The sequence below is a fragment of the Anabaena sp. TISTR 8404 genome (assembly GCF_056847745.1).
Genome location: NZ_CP180578.1, coordinates 3262655 through 3287899, shown reverse-complemented (window position 1 = coordinate 3287899; position 25245 = coordinate 3262655). Strand labels below are relative to the sequence as shown.

23 protein-coding genes and 2 pseudogenes are annotated in these 25245 nt (G+C 38.4%); 6 read left to right on the top strand and 19 right to left on the bottom strand.

Annotated features, from left to right (window positions below; genetic code table 11):
* Positions 1–35: 35 nt before the first annotated feature.
* From proB to ACMX3D_RS14185, 9 genes are all read right to left on the bottom strand, one after another.
* Positions 36–1145, bottom strand: coding sequence for a glutamate 5-kinase (gene proB / locus ACMX3D_RS14225; protein ID WP_482752042.1), 1110 nt, complete (start codon positions 1143–1145; stop codon positions 36–38).
* A 394-nt stretch (positions 1146–1539) separates the two neighbouring features.
* Positions 1540–2079: a YqeG family HAD IIIA-type phosphatase gene (locus ACMX3D_RS14220; protein WP_482752041.1), complete on the bottom strand. Its 540-nt coding sequence runs from the start codon at positions 2077–2079 to the stop codon at positions 1540–1542.
* Positions 2080–2383: 304 nt separating this feature from the next.
* On the bottom strand, positions 2384–2956 hold the full coding sequence (locus tag ACMX3D_RS14215) for a DUF3727 domain-containing protein (protein ID WP_482752040.1): 573 nt from the start codon (positions 2954–2956) through the stop codon (positions 2384–2386).
* A gap of 130 nt (positions 2957–3086) precedes the next feature.
* Positions 3087–3560, bottom strand: a complete 474-nt coding sequence (ruvX, locus tag ACMX3D_RS14210; protein WP_482752039.1) for a Holliday junction resolvase RuvX — start codon at positions 3558–3560, stop codon at positions 3087–3089.
* A gap of 66 nt (positions 3561–3626) precedes the next feature.
* Positions 3627–4865 (bottom strand): GNAT family N-acetyltransferase, encoded by a 1239-nt coding sequence (locus ACMX3D_RS14205; RefSeq protein WP_482752038.1) that lies wholly within the window; start codon positions 4863–4865, stop codon positions 3627–3629.
* A gap of 219 nt (positions 4866–5084) precedes the next feature.
* The gene (locus ACMX3D_RS14200) at positions 5085–5285 is read right to left on the bottom strand and encodes a hypothetical protein (RefSeq protein WP_482752340.1); all 201 of its coding nucleotides are present in this window, start codon (positions 5283–5285) and stop codon (positions 5085–5087) included.
* A 164-nt stretch (positions 5286–5449) separates the two neighbouring features.
* Positions 5450–5599, bottom strand: a complete 150-nt coding sequence (locus ACMX3D_RS14195) for a hypothetical protein (protein ID WP_482752037.1) — start codon at positions 5597–5599, stop codon at positions 5450–5452.
* A gap of 52 nt (positions 5600–5651) precedes the next feature.
* Positions 5652–6326 carry a response regulator transcription factor gene (locus ACMX3D_RS14190; protein WP_482752036.1) on the bottom strand — a complete coding sequence of 225 codons (675 nt, stop codon included), beginning with the start codon at positions 6324–6326 and terminating at the stop codon, positions 5652–5654.
* Between the two features lie 166 nt (positions 6327–6492).
* Positions 6493–6780: a Mo-dependent nitrogenase C-terminal domain-containing protein gene (locus ACMX3D_RS14185; protein WP_482752035.1), complete on the bottom strand. Its 288-nt coding sequence runs from the start codon at positions 6778–6780 to the stop codon at positions 6493–6495.
* Positions 6781–7016: 236 nt separating this feature from the next.
* Here ACMX3D_RS14185 and ACMX3D_RS14180 point away from each other — a divergent pair, with 236 nt between their 5' ends.
* Positions 7017–7631: a class I SAM-dependent methyltransferase gene (locus ACMX3D_RS14180; protein ID WP_482752034.1), complete on the top strand. Its 615-nt coding sequence runs from the start codon at positions 7017–7019 to the stop codon at positions 7629–7631.
* 19 nt (positions 7632–7650) lie between these two features.
* On the opposite strand, the gene ACMX3D_RS14175 is transcribed toward ACMX3D_RS14180, so the two are convergent.
* The gene (locus ACMX3D_RS14175) at positions 7651–8115 is read right to left on the bottom strand and encodes a GNAT family N-acetyltransferase (protein WP_482752033.1); all 465 of its coding nucleotides are present in this window, start codon (positions 8113–8115) and stop codon (positions 7651–7653) included.
* Between the two features lie 223 nt (positions 8116–8338).
* On the opposite strand from ACMX3D_RS14175, the gene ACMX3D_RS14170 reads away from it, so the two are divergent.
* From ACMX3D_RS14170 to ACMX3D_RS14155, 4 genes are all read left to right on the top strand, one after another.
* On the top strand, positions 8339–8533 hold the full coding sequence (locus ACMX3D_RS14170; protein WP_482752032.1) for a hypothetical protein: 195 nt from the start codon (positions 8339–8341) through the stop codon (positions 8531–8533).
* A 444-nt stretch (positions 8534–8977) separates the two neighbouring features.
* Entirely contained in the window at positions 8978–11209 is a 2232-nt protein-coding gene (locus tag ACMX3D_RS14165) for a PAS domain S-box protein (protein ID WP_482752031.1), read from the top strand.
* 27 nt (positions 11210–11236) lie between these two features.
* A complete protein-coding gene (locus ACMX3D_RS14160; protein WP_482752030.1) occupies positions 11237–11707 on the top strand; it encodes a response regulator in 471 nt (156 codons plus the stop codon).
* Between the two features lie 101 nt (positions 11708–11808).
* Positions 11809–12993: a sensor histidine kinase gene (locus ACMX3D_RS14155; protein WP_482752029.1), complete on the top strand. Its 1185-nt coding sequence runs from the start codon at positions 11809–11811 to the stop codon at positions 12991–12993.
* A 69-nt stretch (positions 12994–13062) separates the two neighbouring features.
* Here ACMX3D_RS14155 and ACMX3D_RS14150 read toward each other — a convergent pair whose 3' ends face one another.
* The 3 genes from ACMX3D_RS14150 to ACMX3D_RS14140 form a co-directional block, all read right to left on the bottom strand.
* A complete protein-coding gene (locus ACMX3D_RS14150) occupies positions 13063–14499 on the bottom strand; it encodes a sensor histidine kinase (protein WP_482752028.1) in 1437 nt (478 codons plus the stop codon).
* Positions 14496–15209, bottom strand: coding sequence for a DUF4079 domain-containing protein (locus tag ACMX3D_RS14145; protein WP_482752027.1), 714 nt, complete (start codon positions 15207–15209; stop codon positions 14496–14498). Before ACMX3D_RS14145 ends, ACMX3D_RS14150 begins: the two co-directional genes overlap by 4 nt.
* A 285-nt stretch (positions 15210–15494) precedes the next feature.
* Positions 15495–15962 carry a DM13 domain-containing protein gene (locus ACMX3D_RS14140; protein ID WP_482752026.1) on the bottom strand — a complete coding sequence of 156 codons (468 nt, stop codon included), beginning with the start codon at positions 15960–15962 and terminating at the stop codon, positions 15495–15497.
* 302 nt (positions 15963–16264) lie between these two features.
* Between ACMX3D_RS14140 and ACMX3D_RS14135 the strand changes: the two genes are divergently transcribed.
* The gene (locus ACMX3D_RS14135) at positions 16265–18559 is read left to right on the top strand and encodes a glycosyltransferase (protein ID WP_482752025.1); all 2295 of its coding nucleotides are present in this window, start codon (positions 16265–16267) and stop codon (positions 18557–18559) included.
* A gap of 34 nt (positions 18560–18593) precedes the next feature.
* On the opposite strand, the gene ACMX3D_RS14130 is transcribed toward ACMX3D_RS14135, so the two are convergent.
* The 6 genes and pseudogenes from ACMX3D_RS14130 to radC form a co-directional block, all read right to left on the bottom strand.
* Complete coding sequence (locus tag ACMX3D_RS14130; protein WP_482752024.1) at positions 18594–19742, bottom strand: hypothetical protein; 1149 nt, start codon at positions 19740–19742, stop codon at positions 18594–18596.
* A 200-nt stretch (positions 19743–19942) separates the two neighbouring features.
* Positions 19943–21577 (bottom strand): glycosyltransferase family 39 protein, encoded by a 1635-nt coding sequence (locus ACMX3D_RS14125; RefSeq protein WP_482752023.1) that lies wholly within the window; start codon positions 21575–21577, stop codon positions 19943–19945.
* Positions 21578–21631: 54 nt separating this feature from the next.
* Positions 21632–22465, bottom strand: coding sequence for a GNAT family N-acetyltransferase (locus ACMX3D_RS14120; RefSeq protein ID WP_482752022.1), 834 nt, complete (start codon positions 22463–22465; stop codon positions 21632–21634).
* Positions 22466–23040: 575 nt separating this feature from the next.
* Positions 23041–23238 (bottom strand): annotated as a pseudogene (locus ACMX3D_RS14115) (JAB domain-containing protein); the annotation flags it as partial.
* A 9-nt stretch (positions 23239–23247) separates the two neighbouring features.
* On the bottom strand, positions 23248–24558 hold the full coding sequence (locus ACMX3D_RS14110) for an IS701 family transposase (protein ID WP_482748684.1): 1311 nt from the start codon (positions 24556–24558) through the stop codon (positions 23248–23250).
* Positions 24559–24607: 49 nt separating this feature from the next.
* Positions 24608–25165, bottom strand: a pseudogene (gene radC / locus ACMX3D_RS14105) (RadC family protein); the annotation flags it as partial.
* Positions 25166–25245: the final 80 nt, after the last annotated feature.

Sequence of the window (25245 nt, the reverse complement as noted above, 5' to 3'; positions counted from 1 at the left end):
CCATTAATCAGCAACAGCCGATATCCTAATTCTATTTAAGTCAAAACCAAGTTATCTCGATGTACTACGGTGTCTGCACCAACATACCCCAAAATTTCGGGAATTTCTCTAGAGTGACGACCGCAGATTTTTTGCAATTCATCGCTGTTGTAGTTGACTAATCCTCTAGCAATTTCGTTACCGTTGGTGTCGCATAATTGCACAGCATCTTGGGTATCAAATTCTCCTTCTACTGTTTTGATACCCGCTGCTAATAATGATTTTCCAGCTTGTGATATTGCAGCGATCGCTCCTGGATCTAAATACAATTTTCCTGTCGGCACAAGTCCGTAAGCTATCCAGCGTTTTCTGGCTGAGGTGGGTTCAGGTTGCGGTTCAAAGTGAGTACCTATCGGTTCCCCTTGTAAAATTTTTTCGAGATTTCGCGGAAATCGCCCTTGAGTAATTACAGTCCGCACTCCCGCAGCGATCGCAATTCTGGCAGCTGATATTTTTGTTACCATCCCACCAGTACCCCATTGTGAGCCTTGACCACCTGTTTGGATTTGCAATTGTGCCAATTCTTTAATGTTACTTACCAAGGCAATGGGTTTAGCATCGGGTACAGAACGGGGATCGGCTGAGTATAATCTGTCTACGTCGGTAAGTAAAAACAGCCAGTCTGCTTCGACTAAACTAGCAACTAATGCCGAAAGTGTGTCATTATCACCAAATTTCAGTTCATCTACCGCAACGGTGTCATTTTCATTCACTACCGGAATTACACCTAGTCCCAGCAGTTCTTTAAAGGTGTTATATACGTTGAGGTAACGGCTACGCTGTACTAAGTCGCTGCGAGTCAACAAAACTTGGGCAATAGGCTGTTGCAAGGTAGTAAATAAATCGTCATATACACGCATTAACCTACCTTGACCAACTGCGGCTACTGCTTGTTTAAGGGCGATCGCTTTGGGACGTTCCGTTAAGCCCAATCTTGCGCAGCCCACACCTACAGCACCGGAGGAAACCAAAATTACTCGATTGCCCTGCTGCCTTAAATAGCAAAGTGTTTCTACTAAAGTGGCAATGGTAGAAAGTGCTAGTTGCCCTGTTTCTGGTTGGGTAAGGCTAGAAGTGCCGATTTTGACAACAATCGTTTTGGTCATTGGTCAATTGAAGTATGAAGTGTGTAGACGCGCAGCGGCTTGCCGCAGGCTAGTATGAAGTGTGAAGTATGAAATTACTCGACTCATCAATGGATGGTGCTTGTATCGAAAAAATCTCACTTCATCTTTTCTAGATAATGATTTTTGTTTTGGACTATTAAACGCCAGTGAGGGAGTCGGCAGAGCCGCCCACAGCACTGGCTCCTCTGGACTAAAAAGTAAAGCGCCAATCCTTCTATTGGTGAAGGCTGACGCTCTACTAGTTTATAGTTATTTACTATTTACTAGGGTCTTTTTTTGCTGACCCCATGTTATTAATACTTATAATCTCCCGTTTTTTGTGTTTCCAAATAATTTTTAATTATTTCTTTAGATTTACTTTCCTGATGATTTGTTAATTTTTGTCACTTGAGCTTTGTTTAGAAGTGATCGAGGCTCCCAAGATTTCAGAAAACCAAACTTCAAAGTTTCTGATGGGATGGGAACGCAGGGCTGCATCAGGATGAATAATCGGTTCTACAAGAATTGTAAACATTCCCAGACGATTACCTGCTAAAACATCAGTAAACAAGCGATCGCCCACCATTCCTACTTGATGTGCAGGTAAATTCATTGCCTGGAGAGCCTCTCTAATTTTTCGGCGAGAGGGCTTGGCTGCTCCCAAGTAGTAAGGTAAATTCAAGGAACGCGCAATGCTGCCAATTCGAGCTTCACTTAAGTTATTGCTTACCAACCACAAATCAAAATTGATGCGGATTTCTTCTACCCATTGCTTGAGTTCTGGTGACGCAGTCCCCACTGTAAAAGGAACTAAAGTTTCATCCACATCTAATACCAGTCCCTTCAGCCCATATTGTTGAATAATTTCTTTTGTCAATTGCAATACTGAACCGTGTAAAATCAAGTCAGGCTGTAAGAGATTGTTCCAGGTCATAGACAATATTTCAGAATTACAATTAAAAATGCTTTAAATCAAGAGCATTTCTTTAATACTCACGAATTAAAATCCAACCGTCAATAGTTAGAAGATAGTTTATGTTGGATTTAGAGAATTGGTACTGCCAAATCTTTCTAAGAGCGCCTAACCATGCGCTCTTAGAAAAATGGTTTGATGTGTGAATTTAATCTTGGGTTTTTAGAGAAAATCCTGAATTTTTTGCTAAAGTTGTGCAGAAAAATTCGCAATTAAAAATTTAAAAACGAGACTGTTTTATTTTTAATTTTGAATTTTTAAGATTTTATTCCACTTCGTTAAAAAGTTGTTCTTCTAAAAGTGGCTGCACTTGGCGAAATTCTTCTGGAGACAGTAATTCTGGTTCACCATTTTTTGTCATTCTGGCAAAAAATAACAGGGGATCGAGGGGGGTATAAATTGCATACTCCTGTTCTTCGTGATAGAAACTGGCGAGTAACTGTAGTTGCTCTGGTTCTAAATCTGTTTCGTCGTCTTCTATTTCTAATGTAAAAAGCTCAGACTCATCGACAGCAGGTAATTCACCAGCGACTGTCAAAGCGTAAGCAGTATTTTTGAGAACCAGGTTTTGCTCAGATAAAACTGCTTGGGCGGTACTAAAAATTTCTTCTAGGATGGCATCATCTTCTACTAAAACGGCTTCTTCTTCCTCGTCTTCACCTTCCCAAGCGAAAATTTCTATGGGTGAGTCCACAGGAAGAAGTAAGACATATTCTTGCCCATCTACAGAGAGCGAATGTTCTATATAACATTCGAGGGTTCGCCCTGTGTCATCAGTCAAGGTGATGGAAACTGTTCCATCGCGATCGTTATCTTCAGAAAATGGAGAGGAAAACATAGCCGATTAGTTAAACTTTATCTATACTCGCAACTGTGAAAATTGCTTTACTGTTGAATGACAAACAATGTCAAGCAAATAGTTTTATGCTAAAACACAACTGCTAAGTAATTGCTTTCAGAATATCATGTCAAAAGCTATCAATACTCGACAGCCGCTCAACTGCGGAAGCTCGTCTGGCATCTAGCCATTGTTGCAAAATTAAAGCTGCTGCTTTCCGGTCAATTAAACCTTTATTCCGAGATGGGGAGCGGTTTTCTGCTATAATCATTTGCTCTGCTTGAAAAGAGGTCAAGCGCTCATCCACATATTCAATAGGTAGCTTGAGAGCCTTACCTAGTCTGGTGGCAAATTTTTGCACCTGGCGAGCCTGGAATCCCAAAGAACCATCCATTGAATAAGGTAAACCAACTACTAAGATTTCTACCTGACGTTCATTGACTATATGTTGAAATTGCTCAACGTCGCGCTCAAAAGATGAACGTTCCACTGTCGTAATTCCGGTGGCGATTAAACCTGTGCGATCGCATCCTGCCACACCAATTCGCTTACGTCCAATATCTAAACCTAGTGCTGAAATATACTGCTTTGTGGTCATTGTCATAAGTGCTAAGTAGTGAGTGCTGAGTGCTAGATACTTATCCTGCACTTTGCACTGCTACCTTTTATCCTACTTTTCCTGCTGTGTATCTCCTGATTCATTTTGGCTAGATGTTTCAATGTTACAGTTGTTACACTTAAAGGCTATAGGCTCTGATTTGGTTGGCACTGGTATATCTGAGGATGGCTGCTGTCCAGTTTTTGCCCATGACATCCCGCCAGGTATTGGTTTACGTGCTGGTTGCAGACCTTGCAGTACATCAGTCCATTGAATGCCTTCGAGAGAGACAAATTTTGATTCTCTGAGTTTGTGCCACACTGAGCGGGACATAATCAAAGTATGCTCAATGCGTTTTGCCCCAATCCGTTCTAAATATTCTTCTCGTTCTGGCTGATAGTCTAAAGAAGCCAGTCGCAAAGATTGTTGAGGGAAGTCTTGAGCTATCCGCGCCAATTGCGAAAGTAACTCTGGATACAGCCAAGTGTAAGCAGGGTGAACAGTCAGCGTCGCCACATGGGGAGATTCTCCTTTGCGGTCAAGCTGCACTTGAAAATAGCCAATTGCGGCTTTGCGTTGAGGTTCAAACACATAACCGCTGACGACTTCTGTTTTGGTGATCCACTGCTTCACTGCGTCAGTTAAAGCACCGAATAAGCTGGTTTTAAAATCGCGGGTGTTGCGGTCAAATACCTGACGCACCAAAGGCGGCATTGATGCTGTATCCAGTTGGTAAAGTAACTGAGCATCAGCGTTACTCACTGGCAGCAAATTAGGTAAATCTGGTTCTGCTTGTGCTAATTCCGCGAGTAATTCGGGTTCAATTTCCCAGTATGTAATTTCTGCTAAACGTTGAAATCCATTTTGTCGATAAAGTGCTAGTGCTTCTATGTCGTTGATATTGACTTCTAATAGCCAAGTCCGCGCTTCTAAAATCGACTCAAAGCAATGACGCAACAATTGTGAGCCAATCCCTTGCTTATCCGCACTTTGATCTAGCATGACTCGATCAATGCGCCAGGTACTGCGGGTGCGGTTAAACGGTGACACTTTAATCATCCCCAACAGCGTCCGTCCCTGTTCAGCTACATAGGCGCAGAAACGATACTGTAGAGGATTAGGGAACCAACTCAAAAATTTGAGTAATCCATACCAACGACGAAGTGATTGCATCTGACGGTTGGCAATGCTAGAACCGTTGGGAGTCATAGCGGCGAATGACTCTTGATTTAATCGCTCAATTCCATCCAGATCCCGATAGTGGACTGGCCGGATGACAACGCTGAGATTTCGAGGAAGTAATGAAGTCATTTTGATTCAAGCGGCCATGTAGCCTTAACTAACTGCTCGTGGGTGGAACTGCTGCAATAATCTTAACGGCTTGCCGTTGCTGGCTATTGCTTCAAAAGGTGGATTTTAGTGATTAAATGCTTAAAATAGCAAAAAAGCAGATTTGATGAGTGCGCTATTGGCGTTAACCCAACAATACCTGCTTTTATTTTATTTGACTTTTAGTTAAATTTCCTATATTTACAAACCTTGCCGCGAAATTAACTTTTCAAAGGTGGCTTGGGTTTGATGGAGAAGTTGCTGGCGACTGTCCTCTACAGTGTGTTTTAGGGTTGGAACCAGATTGCGAGCTTGCAGGGTCATATGCATCTGTAAATGGGCAACGTATTCGCTAAAATCTTCGTTTTGTACAGTTTTGCCCGTTACTAAATTTGATTCCATTGCCACTGTTATCTCCTTATAGCGCTGTTGCTTCACATCATCAAAACTTATCATGTTGCTTGGATAATCTTTATTATTTTGCAATGAAGTTTAACGGTTGTTTGTAATTAGGGAACAGGGAACAGGGAAAAGATGAGGGATTATACCATTTTGGATTTTGGATTTTAGATTTTGCGAAAAGTTGAGCCAGTGCGTTGGGGAGACAGTGCGTTGCGGAGGTTCCCTCCGTTGTAGCAACTGTCGTCGGGTTTCCCGGCTTGAAGCGACTGGCGTTGTAAGGGTGTGAGGGGATAGGGTTTAAGAGTTTTGTTCACTTACGCCCTACACTCCTACACCCTTCATATTTCATACTTCACACTTCATACTTTACTCACGCAGGACGTAGCCAACACCGCGCACGGTTTGAATCAAGCGTTTTTCGTGATTGATTTCGAGTTTGAGGCGCAGGTAGCGGACGTAAACTTCGATAATGTTGGAATCACCCATGAAGTCGTAACCCCAGACTTCTTCTAAAATGCGATCGCGTGTGATTACTTGTCGGGGATGAGAAAGTAAATAATCGAGCAAATCAAATTCTTTGGCGGTGAGTTCAATTAACCTGTCGCCGCGATAGACTTCTCTGGTGCGGCGATTTAAGCTGAGATCTTCAAATTCTAATATGTCTGCTGCGTCTGCTTCCTGATTACGGCGCAGATGAGCGCGAACTCTGGCTAATAATTCTTCCACACTAAAAGGTTTAACTACATAGTCATCAGCACCTGCATCTAAACCAGCAACGCGATCGCTAACTTCATCTTTAGCTGTTAATAATATTACTGGGACTTTATCGCCAGTACTTCGCAGGCGGCGGCAAATTTCTAAACCCGATAACCCAGGTAACATCCAATCTAAGATAACTAAATCTGGATGCAGCTCCCGCGCCGCAGTAAGTGCAGTTAATCCATCGTAGGCGACACTGACTTGATAACCTTCGTAATTCAGTTCCAATTCGATAAATCGCGCCAGTTTGACCTCATCTTCTACAAGTAAGATGTGCGTCATATTGATGATTTGAGTGATTTCAGCAAGGTAAAGCAGTAATTAACACAGACTCAGAACTAGTTAGATGCATATCTAAATTGATTCTGAATTAGCTTAGTATAGATTACAGCAGATAACAAGTGTGCGTCTGTAATTACCGATAGCTGCGCTTATTGACTTCCAAAGTTTAGCAATAAACAGTTACATCTTCACCACATTCATCAGCAAGATAACACAGCGCCCGAAAACGCAGACTTACTAATTGCTCGTAAAGCGGGTTGAGTTTACACATTGCCGGAATGTGAAACAGTTTTCGACCAAACAAAGTGACATCTCGTTCAAACGGACATTGAGATGGTATAACTCTACACAAAAAATGAGCTAATTGAGCGTTATGAAATTCTCTGCTGTCCAACCATTCACGAACTGGTTGTAAGAGGTCTGTGTGTAAATGAACTAAAGTAATGGATGTCATAGTGTTTCACCTTAATGAGGTTATGAGGTTAGAACCTCTAGAAAATATAGATTTGAGTTAATTAACTTTATGCAGCGATCGCCTGTGTCTGCTACACTCACAGATGATGTTTTCTCTGTGGTAACGTATTTAAATACAAATCCTAACTCTTAGATTTCGGAATCATTTCTTGGGTTCCCACACTTGTTGTGCAGCACGCTAGGCTAGATATCGCTGCCATCCAAGTGCTAATACCAATGACTGACAACTTTATCACTAACAAAAAAGTCCTGTTTAACAGCTGGGCATCAAGCTACGATTGGATTTTTCCTTCAATATTTTATCGAGCTATCCATAAACGGTTATTAGAATACGTTGATCTATCAGAGCCAGTCAACGTACTAGATTTAGGCTGTGGTACGGGACGCTTACTCGAACGCCTAGCCACAAAATTTCCTCATCTGCGTGGTACAGGCTTAGATTTATCTCCGAATATGTTGCGTATAGCCAGACTCAGCAACCGTCATCATCCACGTTTAATTTATGTCGAGGGTAATGCAGAGTCTCTACCCTTTGGCGAAGCTCAGTTCGATGCTGTTTTCAACACTATCAGTTTTTTACATTATTTAAAACCTCAACAAGTGCTGAGTGAAGTAGCACGAGTGCTTACCCCTGGTGGACGCTTTTACCTAGTCGATTTTACCTCTAAAAAAGAGACAGAACCTGAAAAACTACCAATTTCTCCTTTGGGAGTCAGGTTCTACAGCCCCAAGCAACGAGAAATTTTAGGTTCTTCATCTGGGCTTGTGTGTGAGAGTCATCATTATTTATTAGGGCCTGTTTTGCTAACAATTTTTGCAAAAGCTCAATAGTCCTTTCCCCTGCTCTTTGTTACTGCCTTTTATATTGCATAAATACTACAGGCACTCTTAATAGCCTTTTAGCCAATTGAGAGACTCCAAATTTCCGCTTGAGAGATGGAGGTAGGTTTTCAAAAGAAACTGGTACAAAACCAAAGCGCCTGTAAAACTGTGATAGTTGCTCACCTAAGCACTCTAGGTATAGTGGTTCTGTAGCTTGATTAATCAGATGTTGGGTGAGCAAACTGCCTAAACCGCGACCTCGCCAATTTGGTGCAACAACCAAACTACCAAGTTCTTGTACGCCTAAAAAATTACGTAGTTGTCCGCAAGCGATTAAATTACCGTCACATTCGATAACGGAGAACTGTTGCCAACGTAATTGAGTAGGGTCAAGTTTAGCTGAAAATACTAATGATAGAATTGACCACTTATCAGCAGACTTTGCCCGACGCAGAATACATCCAGATGGTAAGGGTAAATTTTTTGAAGACATCAATTACTGTGAGGCTTTTTGTATTTTTAATCACTAAAATATACTGGTTAAATTAATTTTAAGTCTATAGTTAACACCAATTGATCAATTAACTTGTTCTTTCAATAGTACTAAATAATACTTATGGCAGAGCAGGCAATCAGTCAGAACCATATTTTAGATAGATAACTTTACATTCTTAATTTTTCTAAAATAAAGCCAACAATAAAAGGAGTTGAAAGTTATGACTGAAGAAAAAAAGTCTAAAAATCAAGATACTACCCCTACTGCTTCTGGTGGCTATCAAACCCCATTACAAGAAGATATTCGCAAAACTGGTGATGCTTCTCAATCTGATGCTAGAGATACTGCAAAACCAGAAGCACCTGGTGAAGATGATGTAGCAGGTAGCCCTAATCAAGGTACTGAATCTCGTTAATTTGATTCAAATAGATAGAACTGGAATAGTTTGCTCTAAGTTTTTTCATAATTTTGAGTCAGCAAATATTGAGTGGGTATATCTTATAAAAACGATAATTACCTGCTCAATTTTTAAATTTAATATAATTTTGTAACTTGTAATGACGAGTTATTGAAAAAATTAGATATCAAAAATAACAATATTTTATTTTGTCATCTATCAATAGAGGTATTTTGTTATATTCCCAACTTCTTTGAGAAGTTGGGGATATTTTTGCGCTTTGTTGTCTTTGATGGTTATTGACTTTTTAAAGCAGCTACTAATTCAGCCATCAATAAAGATAAATATTAAATATAAGCAAAACTTGTATGATTTTTTTCAATTGTGAATGTATCATTTGATTCAGATAACTGTTAATGAGCTATCTGATTCAGTTATCAGATGCACTCCTGCGAGTCGCTCATGAAGAAACTTTCAGAAAAATTTGTTGCAGGTGGTTTTGCTTTAGCATTACTACTACTATTTGGTGTTGGTATAACTTCTTTCATCAGCTTCAAGAAGTTAACAGAAGAAAAGCGATGGGTACTTCATACTCATAAAGTTATAGAAGCTTTAGATCATCTGCATCTTGGTCTGAGCAATGCAGAAGGCGCACGTAGTAGTTACATTTTCACGAAAAAGGTAGTTTATCAAAAAGTTTATGAGCAAGAAAAGCAAAAAGTTGCTCAACAGATTCAAATTATTAGGCAGTTAACTAGGGATAACTTCAATCAACAAGACCGAATTAACCAGCTTGAACTTAAAATTAAGCAGAAATTTGACTTATTACAGGAATCTATTGATATTTTCGAGCAACAAAATTTGTCAAAAGCTGTGGAAGTAGCTACAGCTGATCAGGCCATCAATATCGACAGACAACTCAAAAATATTACTCAAGCAATATATAGTGAAGAAAAAACACTATTGCAACAGCGGGCATTATCTACAAATGGACATTTTAGTCAAGTTGTTTTTGCAATGGCGTTAGGATATGGTTTGAGTTTTTTTCTGATAGTAGTTGTTTATTTGCTACTGCAAGAGCAAATTAGGATTAATAAAGTTTTGTCGGCAGATGCCATTTTGTTAGAACAACAAGCGGCAAAAGCAAAATTGGTCAATATTTTAGAGACTGTTACCGATGCTTTTGTAGCTTTAGATTGTAATTGGTGTTACACCTACGTTAATCAAAGGGCAGGACAAATTTTTAATCGTCGTCCTGAGGACTTGATTGGCAAAAATATCTGGGAAGAGTTCCCTGAAGGTGTGGGACAAAAATTTTATCATACTTATCACCAAGCTTTAGCAGAACAGAAAGTAATTGAGATAGAGGAGTATTATCCACCGTGGGAGCGCTGGTTTGAAAATCGGATATATCCCAGCCAAGAAGGGCTATCCATTTTTTTTCAAGACATCACACGTCGCAAATTGGCAGAACTGGCTTTAGAAAAAAGTGAAAAACGTTATCGCTCATTAGTACTTGCTACATCTCAAGCAGTCTGGATAGCTGATGATAGGGGATTTCCTAAAGAATATTCATCGTGGTTAACTTTAACAGGGCAAAGTCAGGAAGACATTCAAGAATGGGGATGGTTGAATGCAATTCATCCTGAAGACCAGGATTTTTCCCAGGTTTTATGGAATCAGGCGATGGAATGGAAAAGTCCTTATAAACTGGAACATCGTGTGCGAGTGGCTGATGGTAGCTATCGATTTTTTGCTGTGCGTGGAGTTCCCATACTGGATGCTGAAAACCAAGTTCAAGAGTGGATAGGTACTCATACTGATATTACAGACCGCAAACTAGCAGAGGAAGCACTGCAACAAGCGAAAGCAGAACTAGAAATTAAAGTTCAAGAACGTACAGCTGAATTACAAAAACTCAATGAAGAACTCAGAAACTCGAATCAAGAATTAGAACAGTTTGCTTATGTGGCTTCTCATGATTTGCAAGAACCATTGCGGGCTGTGACGGGCTATAGCCAACTATTAGTGGAGGAATATCAAGAGCGGTTAGATGAGTCTGCCCAGGAATATTTAGATTACATCATTGATGGTGCGAAACGAATGCAGCAGTTGATTCAAGACTTGCTGGCGTATTCTCGTGTAGGCACTCGTGGTCGAGAATTTACCCTGACTGACTGCAATGCTGTACTTCAGCAGACTCTGGGTAATTTGCATGTTGCGATCGCCCAAAGTCAAGCTATCATCACTTATGATCCATTGCCGGAAATACTCGCCGATAAAACCCAATTAGTGCAATTATTCCAAAATTTGATTGGTAATGCCATCAAGTTTCGCCGTAAAGATGTGCCTCCACGAATTCATATTAGGGCAGTAAGAAGACAGGATGCAGGGGTGCAGGGGTGCAAGGGAGTAGGGGAAGAATATCTGACTCAGGACTCAGCACTTAATACTCAGCACTACGTTTGGTTGTTCTCAGTACAAGATAACGGTATTGGCATTAAACCCCAGTACCTTGACCGGATTTTTGAAATTTTCCGTCGCCTGCATACTCGTCGGGAATTTCCGGGTACGGGTATTGGCTTAGCTATTTGTAAAAAAATTGTTGAACGTCACAATGGTCGCATCTGGGCTGAATCTCAGCTAGGGGTGGGTACAACATTTTATTTAACCCTTCATGAATCAGTTACCTGAAAAATTTTGGTCAAATACGTGTAATATATGGTTAATGACAGTATTAAAAATGGTCAGGCATTCCGGCGCATTGAAATTTTGCTAGTTGAAGATTCTCCTAGCGACGCTAATCTCACTATAAAAGGCTTTCTGAATGCCAAAATCGCCAATAACTTGCATTGGGTAGAAGATGGCGAAACGGCAATGAATTATCTGCGTCAGCAAGGAGAGTTTGCTGATGTTCCACGTCCAGATTTGGTTTTACTCGACCTGAATTTACCGGGGATGGATGGACGGGAAGTGCTGGCAGAAATAAAATCCGACCCCAGCTTTAAATGTATTCCTGTTGTTGTGTTGACCACTTCAACAGATGAACAGGACATACTACGTTCCTATAATCTCAGTGCTAATTGCTATGTCACAAAACCCCTTGATGTCTACCAATTTATTGAGGTTGTGCAGTTAATTAAAGATTTTTGGTTAGCAGCGGTCAAACTGCCACTAGATTCCTCAATTTAATAGTGTCTTTTTCGATTTGCCCAATATGAATTATGATTGAGCATTGTTTTCACAATGAAAGAATCAGATGATTGTTGGGCAAATTTATATAAACGGATTTTATGCAAAAAATGGTAATTCACGTTCTATTAGTAGAAGATAGCCCTACTGATGCTAAACTACTGCATCAAATATTTGTACATGCCTATCAACAGGAGGTACGGATGATGCATGTTGAACGATTATCTGAGGCGATAGATATAAGTTTGGCAGGTAATAACCTCACAGCAGATGATTCTGAAAATGATACTCTTAAACCAGATAAATTTGATGTTGTTTTGTTAGATCTGGGCTTACCAGATTCGGTTGGAATAGATACTTTAAAAGAATATCGAGCTGCTGTAGCAGATATTCCTGTGGTCGTTTTAACGGGATTTGATGATCAAGAGTTAGCTATGCAAGCTTTAGCAGAAGGCGCTCAAGATTATTTAGTTAAAGACCAAATTACTATCCAACAGTTAGTGCGTGCCATTCGCTATGCTATTGAACGGGAAGAAATTCTAAATAAGTTACGGGAGAGTGAAGAAATTAGCCGTCAAGCGTTAGCTAAAGAACAACAACTTAACGAGTTAAAGTCAAATTTTGTGGCAATGGTTTCTCACGAGTTTCGCAACCCAATGACTACAATTCGGACTGCTATAGATATACTCCAAAATAATAATAATCTGAGTGAGGAGCGAAAAAATTTATATTTTGAACGTGTGCAAGATGCTATCAACCACATGCTTCAGTTGTTAGATGAAGTGTTGTTTCTAAGCAGAAGTGAAGCTGCCAGATTAGAATACAAACCTGCTTCTTTAGATTTAATTAGTTTTTGTGAAGAAATCACAGCAGTATTTAATATGAAGGCTGCTGGCCAACAAAATATTACCTTTAGCTATGAGGGAGAATGCAATTTAACTTACATGGATGAAGAATTACTATATTGTATTTTGACTAATTTAATTTCTAATGCTGTTAAATATTCTCCGCCCCAAAGTCATATCAGATTTAATTTAAATTGCAGAGATGGTATGGCAATTTTTCAGGTTCAAGATCAGGGAATGGGTATTCCTGAAAAAGACCAAGTTAATCTCTTTCAAACTTTCTATCGAGCTAGTAATGTGCGGCGAATTCAAGGCACAGGTTTAGGATTAGCTATAGTGAAAAAGTGTGTAGATTTACATGGTGGTGAGATAAGCCTAGAAAGTCGGCAAGATATGGGGACTACGGTAACAGTAAGACTGCCATTAAATTATAGTAGTTAGAGTAAGTAACAGTCATATGAAAAAGAGATTAGGGATTAGAAATTATTGTTTTTGACTTGTTTTTAATGATTAATTAGGGATTAATAAATAGGCTGGCAAAGTAATTGTAAATATACTACCTTCACCTAAGCGCGATCGCACCGTTACATTACCACCCATACCCTCGATCAGTGTTTTGACTATTGATAATCCTAAACCACACCCACCAGTAGAACTAGTACGCGCTTCATCTAGTCGATAAAATCGCTCAAAAATGCGCGATTGGTGTTGTAAAGGAATTCCATAACCTTGATCGCAAACTTGAATGATGGCTTGGTCTGCTTGTTGATGAAACTTCACAGTTACAGTAGTTTCTGAATCAGAATACTTAACAGCATTATCAATTAAATTTAGTAAAACTTGTTTGAGGCGATTGTAGTCAGCTTTGACTTCAATTGGCTGGTTGGTGGATTCAATGGTAATCTGGCGATCGCTATAACTTTTAGCCATGACTACAACTTCTGTTACTAAGTCATTCAACAAGCAGCGTTCCAGGCGAAAATGCAAATGACCACTATCTGCTCTGGCTAAATCAAGTAAATCTTGTAAAAGCCGAATGGTACGTTCTGCTTCTGCTGCGGCTGTTGCTAATGCTTCTTGTTGAATTTCAGTTAAATTATTCTGCCGTCGTAAGACGCTTTGTAAGTAGCCATGTACGATGGTGAGGGGTGTACGTAACTCATGAGATACATTACTCACAAATTGTCGCTCTTGCTCCCACGATTGGAACAGACGCGATAACATCATGTTGTAGGTTTGGGTTAATTCTCTCACTTCGCTGGGTGCATTATCTAAATAAATTTGTGCTTTTCCTAAGTCTGCAATAGAAATGACTTCAGTCATTTGACTTAACTGGCGTAAAGGTTGCAATGAACGTTTGATATAAAATGCGATCGCTACAGAAATTGTTGTAATTGTCACAAGACTGCCTATTCCCAAACTCTGCACAATTACTAAAAACATCCTTTGTTCTTGGGTCACATCCTGCGCTACAAACAATGTCCCCATTACCTTACCTTGTAATGTTAATGTACTACCACACAAAACAAAGTAGCTTTTGCCCATTTGTTTTACTAGGGGTTCCATCGATATTTCAGTTAAATAAATTAACTCAGATGTTTTGTTATTTGGTAGTTTATTTAAATTATCAGATTGAGCTAATATCTGATTTTGAGAATTTTTTACCCATAAAAATGTCTGAGAACTGCTTAAATTATCAATTGCTTTTTGTAACCCATTTTCCGAGGGATTAATTTCAGTATAAAGTTCTACATTATCAGGTAAACGTTGAACAATTTGTTGAATATTGGTCTTATAGCTATTAATTAAAAATTGCTGCATTTTCCAGCTTGTCCAGATAGCAAGACTACCTAATCCTAAAGCTGAAACCGCAGCAATCCCAATTGTGAGTCGAACTCGTAACGAAAAAACGTCAATTATGCGAAATATTCTCGAAATTTGATTCACTTCGGTGCTTGCGTGTTTGGTGTTGGACAAGTTTTATTGACATAATCACACTGATAAATATAAGGTTCCTGCCAACTCAAGGGAATTTCTAATAAATCTCTTGTGCCTGTTAATCCTTGACCGATAAATAGTAACAGAGCTATACAATTTAAAATTGTGTGAATTACTCGCCAGCGATGAGATTTATAAATATCTTGTACAATTGCCAAAGAAAAAATCATCAGTAAAGCTGCTGTAATCCCAATATAGTAGTGTGACCAGTACCACTCGTTAGTCCGACGATAAACGCCATCTTGACAGCCTAAAATTACTAAACCAGCACCAGTTAAGGTGGCAAAAACACCTCGCCATGACTTCTGTTTTGCTTGATAAAGTAATACTAAAGAAGCAATAGTTGCTACAAAAATTAATAATATAAAAATCACTTGAAAATTAGCCGTATTCCATAATTGCTTTTTGATAATGTTTTTGCCAATCGGATAAGCTAAACCTACCAATGTTAATCCTACAACTGCACTGGTTAGCCAATCACCTAACTGTTTATGCTCTTTCCCGACTACAGGGGGAATTTTACTCTTACCTTCGTTTAAACTTTGCAAACGGCGTTGACGTGTTTGCCATGCAAAATTAACAACATTCCCAATTAAAGGAAAGACAAAAATAACTGCGATCGCTGGATGTAAAAGTCCAAGAAAATCTGCTATTTCCATAAAATATTTTGTCGTAGAATTATTGTGATTTTGTAATATTAACAGTATGCCAGAGTGATAAGTTTACTTATAAATATATTAATATAGCAATCCTACTTGATTTACAAACTCTTCGTGGAGGCAGGGAACAGAGAACAGATTTGTTTAGATCTCATTTAGGATTGCTATATCACCCAACTCTGCATAATGTAATGTTGAACTGAGGATTGGGAAAAATTTTTAGCTTCTTCAATTTAAAATCTAAAATTTCCCATCCTTAAATCAGTGTCTAGACTTTCAAATTATTTAACCGCCTATACTTGCGTAACCAAAAGTAGCATTAAATTTTCGACACCAGACCGCTACTGATTGATATCCAGACAAATTAAGATTGGCAGGTAAAGCGTAGGTTTGGCTACCACTAAACTTTCTGAGGCGAGCAATTAAAGCATAATCTTTTCTTTTCACACCATAAATTGGCGGTGTAGAAGAGCGATGTAAAATCACGAATACATCAGGGCCACTACTTGTTCTAAAATTCCGATCAAACTGTAAGTATCTTGTTTTGTTTCTAGTGACAATGCTAACTCTTCCTTGAGTTGCGTGTTCTCCACGCTGAAAGTAAGCAGACTGACCCACAGCAGCGGCTAATTGGGTAATTCCAGAAGTAGCAATAGGTGTGGCAGTTTGTGTCTGATATGCAGTTACTTCTTGAATTGAGCCGAGACTAACAGTTGCAATAATACCAAGGATAGCTAAACTATTAAATTTCATAGTGTTTATATCCTCAAATTCATTATATGAGGACAATTTATAGCTGTCTGTGATGACGAATATTAAATTACGCTGAGAATTAGTTAAAAATTTAGTTCAGCTATTTTTATCAGAATTTCATTCTAGTTAATTTTACAACTTATTCATTCACAAAAGGTACATATCAAGAAATTTAGTTGCCCATGATTGAGAATTAATAGAGCGAATAGCTAGGGCTAGTAACATGTTATTTACAATTTTTAACTATATAATGTTTTTATACAAATTAGCAACTTTTTTTAGTTATTTAGGAGATTAAGCAAGTGCATAAACCTGAAATCGACAGATTAAATCTGTTGAATATGAGGCGAAAAACTGCTGCCAATATTGTTGCTCAAAGAGTTTTAATATTTCGAGTAGTGACGCTAATGCTCTTGGGAATTGTTGTTTTATCTGGCTTAGTTGTAGGAGGTTGGTTTGCAGGTAACAGCACAATCAATAGGTTTTTTACTCAAATTTATATTTGGCAAGCCAACCCACCAATGTGGTTAGAAGCACCAATGGTAAATGATGAATATTTACTCTTACCAACTTTGGGATTGCTATTAACGATGTTTGTGGTGATGAAACTTTCTCCTCAGCCTCGGATTTGGTCACAGCGGTTGGTAGTTGGGATATTAATAATTTTAACTTTACGCTATATGTTATGGCGATCGCTTTCTACTCTCAACCTGATTGATCCGCTCAATGGAACAATTAGTTTGAGTTTATTTGTATTAGAAATTTTGATAATTTCTAGCACTTTAATTGAGCAATTTTTAATGTTAAATATCAAAGAACGTCACCGAGAAGCCGATGAAAAATCAATCGCGGTGATTGAGGATAATTTTACACCATCTGTAGATGTTTTTATTCCTACATACAACGAGCCAGAATTTATTGTGCGGCGCACGATAATTGGTTGTCAAGCTCTAGACTATCCGCAAAAAAACATCTATCTTTTGGATGATAATCGGCGCTTAGAAATGCGAGAACTAGCAGCAGAACTTGGATGTCACTACATCAGCAGGCCTAATAACCTACACGCTAAAGCCGGAAACTTAAATCATGCACTCGCGCAAACAAATAGTGAACTAATTGTTGTATTCGACGCTGATTTTGTCCCTACCAAAAATTTTCTTACCCGCACTGTGGGCTTTTTTCAAGATGAAACTATAGCCATAGTGCAAACACCACAAAGCTTTTATAATGCTGACCCTATAGCCAGAAATCTTGGCTTAGAAAATATTCTCACCCCCGATGAAGAAATTTTTCATCGACATGTTCAGTCGATTCGAGACAATGTAGAAAGCGCAATTTGTGCTGGTACTTCTTTTATTGTTCGCCGCGCTGCTTTAGAGAAAGTGGGAGGTTTTGTTACTGAAACTTTAGTCGAAGATTATTTTACTGGAGTTAATTTAACTTCTCACGGATATCGGATTATTTATTTAAATGAATTACTCAGTGCAGGCTTGGCAGCAGAAAATATACCTGCTTATGCGACTCAACGTTTGCGTTGGGCGCAAGGTACATTTCAAGGACTGTTTATTAAATCTAATCCTCTAATAATTCCCGGAATTAGTATAACGCAAAGATTAGCTCATTTAGCTATATTCTTGGGTTGGTTTTCGACTATTTCTCGAATTTATTTTCTTTTGATACCTTTAGCTTATTCATTTCTGGATGTAATTCCAATTAGGGCAAAATTACCAGAATTAGTTTATTTTTGGTTGCCTCTTTATTTAGTAAATATTTCAGTATTTGCTTGGTTAAATAAGCATTCTCGTTCAGCATTTTTATCAGACATTTATTTTTTAGTATTATGCTTTCCTTTAGCTTTGACGTTGGTGAAATCTCTGCTACGCCCTTTCTCGAAAGGATTTAAAGTTACACCTAAAGGAATCAGAAGCGATCGCTATACTTTCAATTGGAAATTAGCTTCACCCTTAATCATATTATTTATCGCTACAGCTATTAGTTTGTGGCATAACCTCTGTATCTGTGTAGTCAAACAATCTATGGCTACAGAAGTACCTGCAATGGCTGAACAAACTGTAGGTATGGGCTTAGGTTGGTTGTGGAGTGTCTATAATTTAGTCATGATTGGCTCGGCTATCCTAGTTTTTTTCGATGCTCCTAAGACCGATCAATTTGAATGGTTTGATTTACGGCGAGTCGTACAATTAAAAATTGGTAATGATAGTTTTTGGGGTGTGACAACAATGATTTCTGAAGTTGGCGCAGAGATAGCACTAACTCAGCAACCACCCATAAATTTAATTGTTAGTCAACCAGTAACCATTAAAATTGCCGAAGAAAATTTGCATCTAGCTGGGGAAATTATGAATATTGGATTTGCAAATGAATTTCCCACAATCCGCATCAATTTTGAATCAGTTAGTTTAAGTCAATATCGTCGTCTAGTAGAAATTTTATTTTGCCGCCCAGGACAATGGAAACGACAGAATGTGCCAGGAGAATTAGATTCTCTTTTATTACTGTTGAGAATCTTGCTGAAACCACGCATTATTTTTGACAGAAAAGTGAATGTTAGCCCAGTTGTAGTGGCTAAGGTCTAAAGTTTTAGTAGGGACGCACAGAAGTATGTCCCTACTACGCCACCCAATTCCAGATAGTAAAGTTAAAGGCGTAAGAAAAGAGCAATATGGCGAACCAAGTTAATATTGCGTATCCCCAACGATGTTGGCGAGAAAATAACAAGCCTAATGCAACTGAAAGCGATACAATGCCGTAAGCATAACGGTTAATAGACATTAGCGCTCCAGAGAATATTATTAGTAATAATGAGCAAAAACCATAGACTACAGCAGTTTTACTAAGCTGAGTGCGAAAGTACCACAATATGTAGCCACCACCAAAAACCATCACAACTTTAATTAAACTATCTTTGCCTAAAGAAATAGCTTCAGTAAATATAGACCACCAACTCGGTTGCGCCCATGCTTTTTGTACATGAACAAATGCTAAAGGTTCTTTGAAAGTAATAGCGCAATACAAACTAAATGAAAGCAGCCCTAATGGTATACAAAGTCCGGCAATATAGGCGTTTAATGGTCTTTTTTCTTTCCAGGCGACGAAGATAAAAGTAGGTAATAATGTAATTCCTGTGGCGCGAGTCGCACTAGCTAATGCACCACAAACAGCAGCCCAAAAATACTGACGATTATCGAATGCTCGCAACGCTGCCGTTGTCAAAAACAAAAATAATCCTTCAGTATAAATAACTGTACCGTATAAAGAAAACGGACACCAAGCCATGACCGCTGTTGCCCATCTTGCAACATTAGTACCATGACATTCTTTTACCCAAGAGTACAACAGAAGTAGCGCACCCAGAAAACTGATGTTATTTACTAATGTACCCGCTACTTCAAAGGGTAAGCCAAACATCATTAGCCCACGACTAATTAAAGGAAATAAAGGATAAAAGGCAATAGAATGCTGATTTCCATCGTTAGCGTAGTCATAACCTGCAACAGCAATTCTGCGATACCACTTACCATCCCAATGAGAAAAGAGTTCCCAACTGGGTTTAGGAATAAAGTCAGGAGAATAATCTAATGGATATGGAGGTTGCCAGTATGGATGCACAGTTGATGTGTAGATTAAAGGAGCAACAACTTGCATGGCAACAATAATTACGAGTCGGCTCACCAGCCACATTAAAATTACAAAAATGTAGTCATTAATTTTGAAATTAATATTTTTAAATGAAATTTGTTGATTAATAAGTTTTTTCATATAGCAGGGAACAGGCTTGAAAGCTGCTTATTGTCTATGTTTGATGATTAGTCTTTGTCCTAATCTATGCTTCGACTGCTGTATATAGCAATTCTAATTAATTCTGAAAAATTATTATGCTTTATATTCTCAACCTTTTAAAGAAGTCGGGAATATTGTTGTTTATGAATGATTTATGACTGCTATATATTACTATACTGTCAATTGCCAGAAATCTGATTACGTTGCCAAATCACACTTTGGCGAGATTTACGGGATTTGTTTAATTCCCAGAGTGAGTAATACTCATCTCGATAAGCAAGATTAATCGTAGATTTATATCGGGTAGCTAATTGCTTTCGCCAATTATCATCAAGATTGAGGAAAAAAATCTGAGTATAGTTGTCAGAAATATTAGGAATACTTTGATTTTTGACTAACTTAAACCGGACTCGTGGTTCTACAAGATAACTTAAAGAAAAGACATTGCCATAATTAATCCCCTCAGCATCACTAATTAAAAATGGAAGAGAAGAACGATGAATAATTTGTGCAACTTGGAGATTATGGTAACTTACGCCTTTATGCCACCAAGTTTCAGCTTGATAATATACCCGTGAAGAAACTAGTCCAGCAATAATTATCAGCGCCATAATTGTTTGCCAGATTCTTCGCCTTGCTAAACTACCATTATAAAGTTGTGTCGCTAACATATAAGCCACAGCAATTTGAATGCCTAAATAAGATGGCAAAAAATATGGCTCAGAACCTAGCTTAATCTCCCCAGACATGAAAGCTGGGAAGATTAAGGGTAGTGCTGGTACTACTATCAAAGTCACAATAAATAGCCAAACTTGATAGTTGGTGGTGCGACAAAGTAAATAAATAGCGCATCCTACTAAAATTACAAAAAAAGCACAAATTAAATAATTTGATGTGTTATCTAATGCCGAGTCTAAATCAAAAAATATTCTGCTGATCTGTTTTAACAAAAATGGTAATAAAGGTAGTGGTTGTAACTGTGTTTGTACTTTCTCATTAGATAGCAAGAATTGAAAAAATTTAGCTAATCCAATGATCATCCAAGGAATAAATGCAAAAAAGGCAACAATTGTTGCTAATAGATAAGTTCTGACAGTTTTTGTTAAACGGAATCTGGCAATTGTGATGACATAAATACCATGCGCGATCGCAACGAATCCACTCCATATACAGGTGTAGAGACTTAATACTAAAGTGATTGTATAAAGGCTCCAATTAGTAAACTGGTCTTCAGATTTTGATTCTAGTCGCAAGGCGCGAATGAGTGCGGTACTACTGATGATAATTGTGACTAACCAAAGAATATATTCTTGTGCTTCTGTGGCATATATCAGGTAAATTGGGGAGACGGCGGTAAGTGCGATCGCTAACCAAGGTAGTGATAATGGCACATGAAATAATTCTCGACATAACCAATAAATACCAGGAAATACTAACAAACTAATACAAGCTGATAAACTTCTAATTGCTGTTACTGAATTCCCAAAAATTTCTAGCCAAAATCGAGCGATCGCATAATAAAGTGGCGTATGTTGTGGGTCTTCTTTCGCTAAAGACATAATTGTATCACTCAGTCCTTTTTGTTGATTAACACCTTGAAACTGAGCAAAACTTTCTGGAGTAATTACACGACCATTAAATAATTGCTGCTTGACTTCCGCAACTGTATAACCAGAGATCCGCAATGATGTATATATTTCATCATGGGAATAAACTTTGCTGTTAATGTTAAAAAAGCGAAATGATATAGCCATTACCAGCAAAACAATAATTAAAAACCGCAACCAACTTGGAATGAGGGTGTTCTGCTGCATAGTTACATGAATTATGAAGATATTCAGGATGGCGATCGCCAGCCAAATTGACGGTTAAAGCTTTTTTGATAAAGGCAAATTTGATTTATTGGTAAAACACTTGGGTAAATGCCATCTTGTAAAGTTTTCTAGATTTGAGATGGTTAAAAAATCTATTGTTTTAAACTGCCGATCAATTGCGGGAAAACTACATATTTTAGCTCCAATACTTAAATAAGCTTGTAAAATTTTGGGAATTTCTACTTTGCATTTATCTAAGCAATGTTGAGTAATTTCTAAACAGTATTGCGAATTAGGATAAACTAAAATACTCGAATGCATGAAATTGTTTTTTTGAAAAAAATGATATGCACAAGCAGCTTGCCTAGAAGATTGAGTTAGTAATGAAGCACAGCCAAAAAAATATTTGTTTTGACTCCAGATCAGATAATTTGCTAATCCTTCCCACAGTAATAGCAGTGCTTGACTGTGGCGAAATTCTTTAGCAATGCACGCACGTCCAACTTCTACAGATGCTTGCAGCACATGATCAGGAATTGTGCTGAGATTAAACACGTCAGCAGCATCAAAACCCAACCCTTGAGAAGCCATTTGATAAGTTTGCATCCGATAAGTTCCAATTGTTTGACCAGTATGTTTGGAAATCAGCATTAAATGATGACAAACTTCATCAAATTTGTCTTTATCCATCTGGGTGAGGCTAGAACTAGAAAATCCCAAGCCTAGTTCCAGATTAAACACTTCAAACCGCAAGCGAAAAATAGATTCTAATTCTTCTTCAGTCGAAGCCAGTCGCAATATATACTTATCGGTTTGAAGCACTGGAAAATCTGACAAAGAGGAAGAAGGATTGAGTGAGTAATTAATGTTGCGGTAAGAAATTTCCATCTGTCTTCCAACTTAGATGTGCGGAGATATCCTAGTAAATTTACGCGCTTTAAAAACAAAACATTCGATGCACTAATATGCCAAAGCGTTACAGGCGTGATTTTCTAGAATATATTTCCAAAAAAGGTTTTCTGATAAATCTTGACTTGGTAGCGCGTCAGATTTATCTGAGAAGTCTCGCCAAACCTCTTCTGAAAACAGTGTTGATTTTCCCCATTTCAGCAACAATTCCTCTCCCCGTCATGATTTGAAAAGCTAGGAGAGTCAACAGGGTGAGAAATGGGTTTTTTTATTATGCATTTGGCTTTGAGAAAAATCTGGCAATAAGATACAAATTTTACGAATACATAAATTAAATTTGTTGTCAATAGACAATTTCCAGATATATAGCCGTTTCCAGTTGAGTCTAATACAAACCTAACCCCCAACCCCTTCCCTACAAGGGAAGGGGAGTAAGACTCAAAGCCTCTACGCCACTTGCTACAACGGAGGGAACCTCCGCAACGCAGTGGCTCCTCCTTGTAGGAGAGAGGTTTGGAGAGAGGTTTTCCAGATATTGTGAAAAGTCAGATATATTAATCACCTTGAGGAAAATCATTCCATAAAGTTGTAATTTCACGTAAACTTTGGTGATTTCCATTACCTAAAATTACATGATCTAACAAGGGAATGCCCAATAACTGCGCTCCTGCTAATAATTGACGTGTTAATTCTATGTCTTCTTGACTTGGTTCAACGTTTCCAGAAGGATGGTTGTGAGCGACTATCTTTCTTTTGTCACTCTAGGCAGAGGAAAAAGAGAAAAACTCTGACCAAAGGGATAAAAATAGATGATTATGCAAGGTATTCATGATGCTAATCAAGTAAGAAAATCCTGTAGAAAGTTGAGGAATAGGAAATACCTTGAGCCAAGGTTTAATCAAATTGAAAAGGATGAAAGGTTGAACAATCAGACGTAAATTATTTAAAATATTCTTCCAACCATAATTTTCATCCCACAAGGGATGCTCCGCAAATATTTTGAGGATATAGCTATGAGATTCATGGAAGACACTTGAATGAAGGCTGACCATGAGATAGGTACTACAAACTATTTCCCACCACTTTTGAATGTCAGAATAATGGGTCAGCCGAAAATCTGCCCATCCGAGTTCATTTTTACTTTGTTTAAGTCCATATTCTACCCATGTTCGTAAACCGTAAAGATTACCAACTTCTGAATACTTAATATCTGGAACATGGGTCATTAAAAACCACGTTGAATTTTCAGGTAGCTTCTCCGTGTCCGTCGTGACTTGCCAATAACGAATATCGCGCCGCTTGCCGAAGATAATCTCTCTAATATATCGAACTTCTTGTTTACCATTCGAGAAAACACGGTTAAACTTTCGCCATCTGTTATACCTAATTCTTTGCCCTTTTGGCAGCCAAACTCCGTGATTACTACGTATAGCTACAACAAAATTGAGTTGTAATTGATTCAAAACACTAATAAAATTTCCATCACTTTCTCCATACAGGCTATCTGCCAAAACTAATTCAAATTTAAACCCCATTCCTTGCAGTTCTCTGATTAATTCTGCTGCGATTTCTGGCTTGGTTTTATATTTATCTCCTGGCTGCAATCTCTCTCTTGGTTTATAGATTTGAAATGTTAAAGGAAAGGTCATATCCTCAATTATGCCATAGGCTGTTACTACAACTATGCCATTTTCTATTTTGCCTAAGTTCCCAATATACTGCCTTTTCACATAGTCTGTAGTATGACCTTGTTTTTTGTCTCCAGTTTCATCAATTATTAGAATTAATGATCGCCCATTTAATACTCGTAGTATTAGTTCTAATCTTTGCTTCTTTAATGATTCTACTGACCACGGTGATTCTGTTAAAAAATGATGTAATGATTGCTGATTTTCTAATCCCACCACAAGAGCTATTTCTGGTAAAGATTTTCTTTTTATCTCCGATATCATTCCTAAATGTAGGTTTCGGAAATTTTCAAAACTTCTCACTTCTGGAAATAGGTTTTGGTAGATTGCACAATATTCGTCCACAAATTTTATGCTTGGTTTGGGGCTTCTTGGCTGTGTCATAGTCCCCTCCTGCCTTTCAGACCTCTTTTCTGATTTTACTCTTCCCGGAGTGACAAAAGAAAGCTATTGCGCGTGTTGCGCCTTGACGAATGACTTCCCGAAAAATTTCTCGTGGCGAAGCTAAGGTTTCGGTGGCTGTACCAATAGTAATTACTTGTGTACCTAATAAACGGTTTTTAACATCTAATAACAATACGGCAAAACGTTCTTGCGTTTGCCACATTAAGTCTTGACTAAGTGCAGCCGCCGCAGCCATTGGACTATCAATTGGTGTACGGTCTAAAGGACGGGATTGAAAGGCGCGTTTGCCTAGTTCTACCGCAGCTAAAATGGTTGTGGCTTTGGCTGGGCCAATACCAGGAACTTGCATTAACTCAGCCGGGGTGACTTCTCGTAAAACTGCTAATGGGTCTCGTTGGTGTTTGCTTAATTCTTGTAAAAGATATTGTCCCAAACCTACGGCTGAGAGTTTTCCAGGCCCTTGACCAGTGCCTAAAAGAATTGCAATTAACTCCGCTGTTGCTAAAATTTTTGGGCCATAAGTCATCAAACGCTCACGCGGACGTTCATTTGTGGGGATGTCAGCAATTCTTAGGCAATATGTCATAGAAGCATTTAGAAAATAGTTACCTATATGAAACTATTTTTAGTTATCCCTTGTTTGCGCTCAAAATTATCTTAAATTGA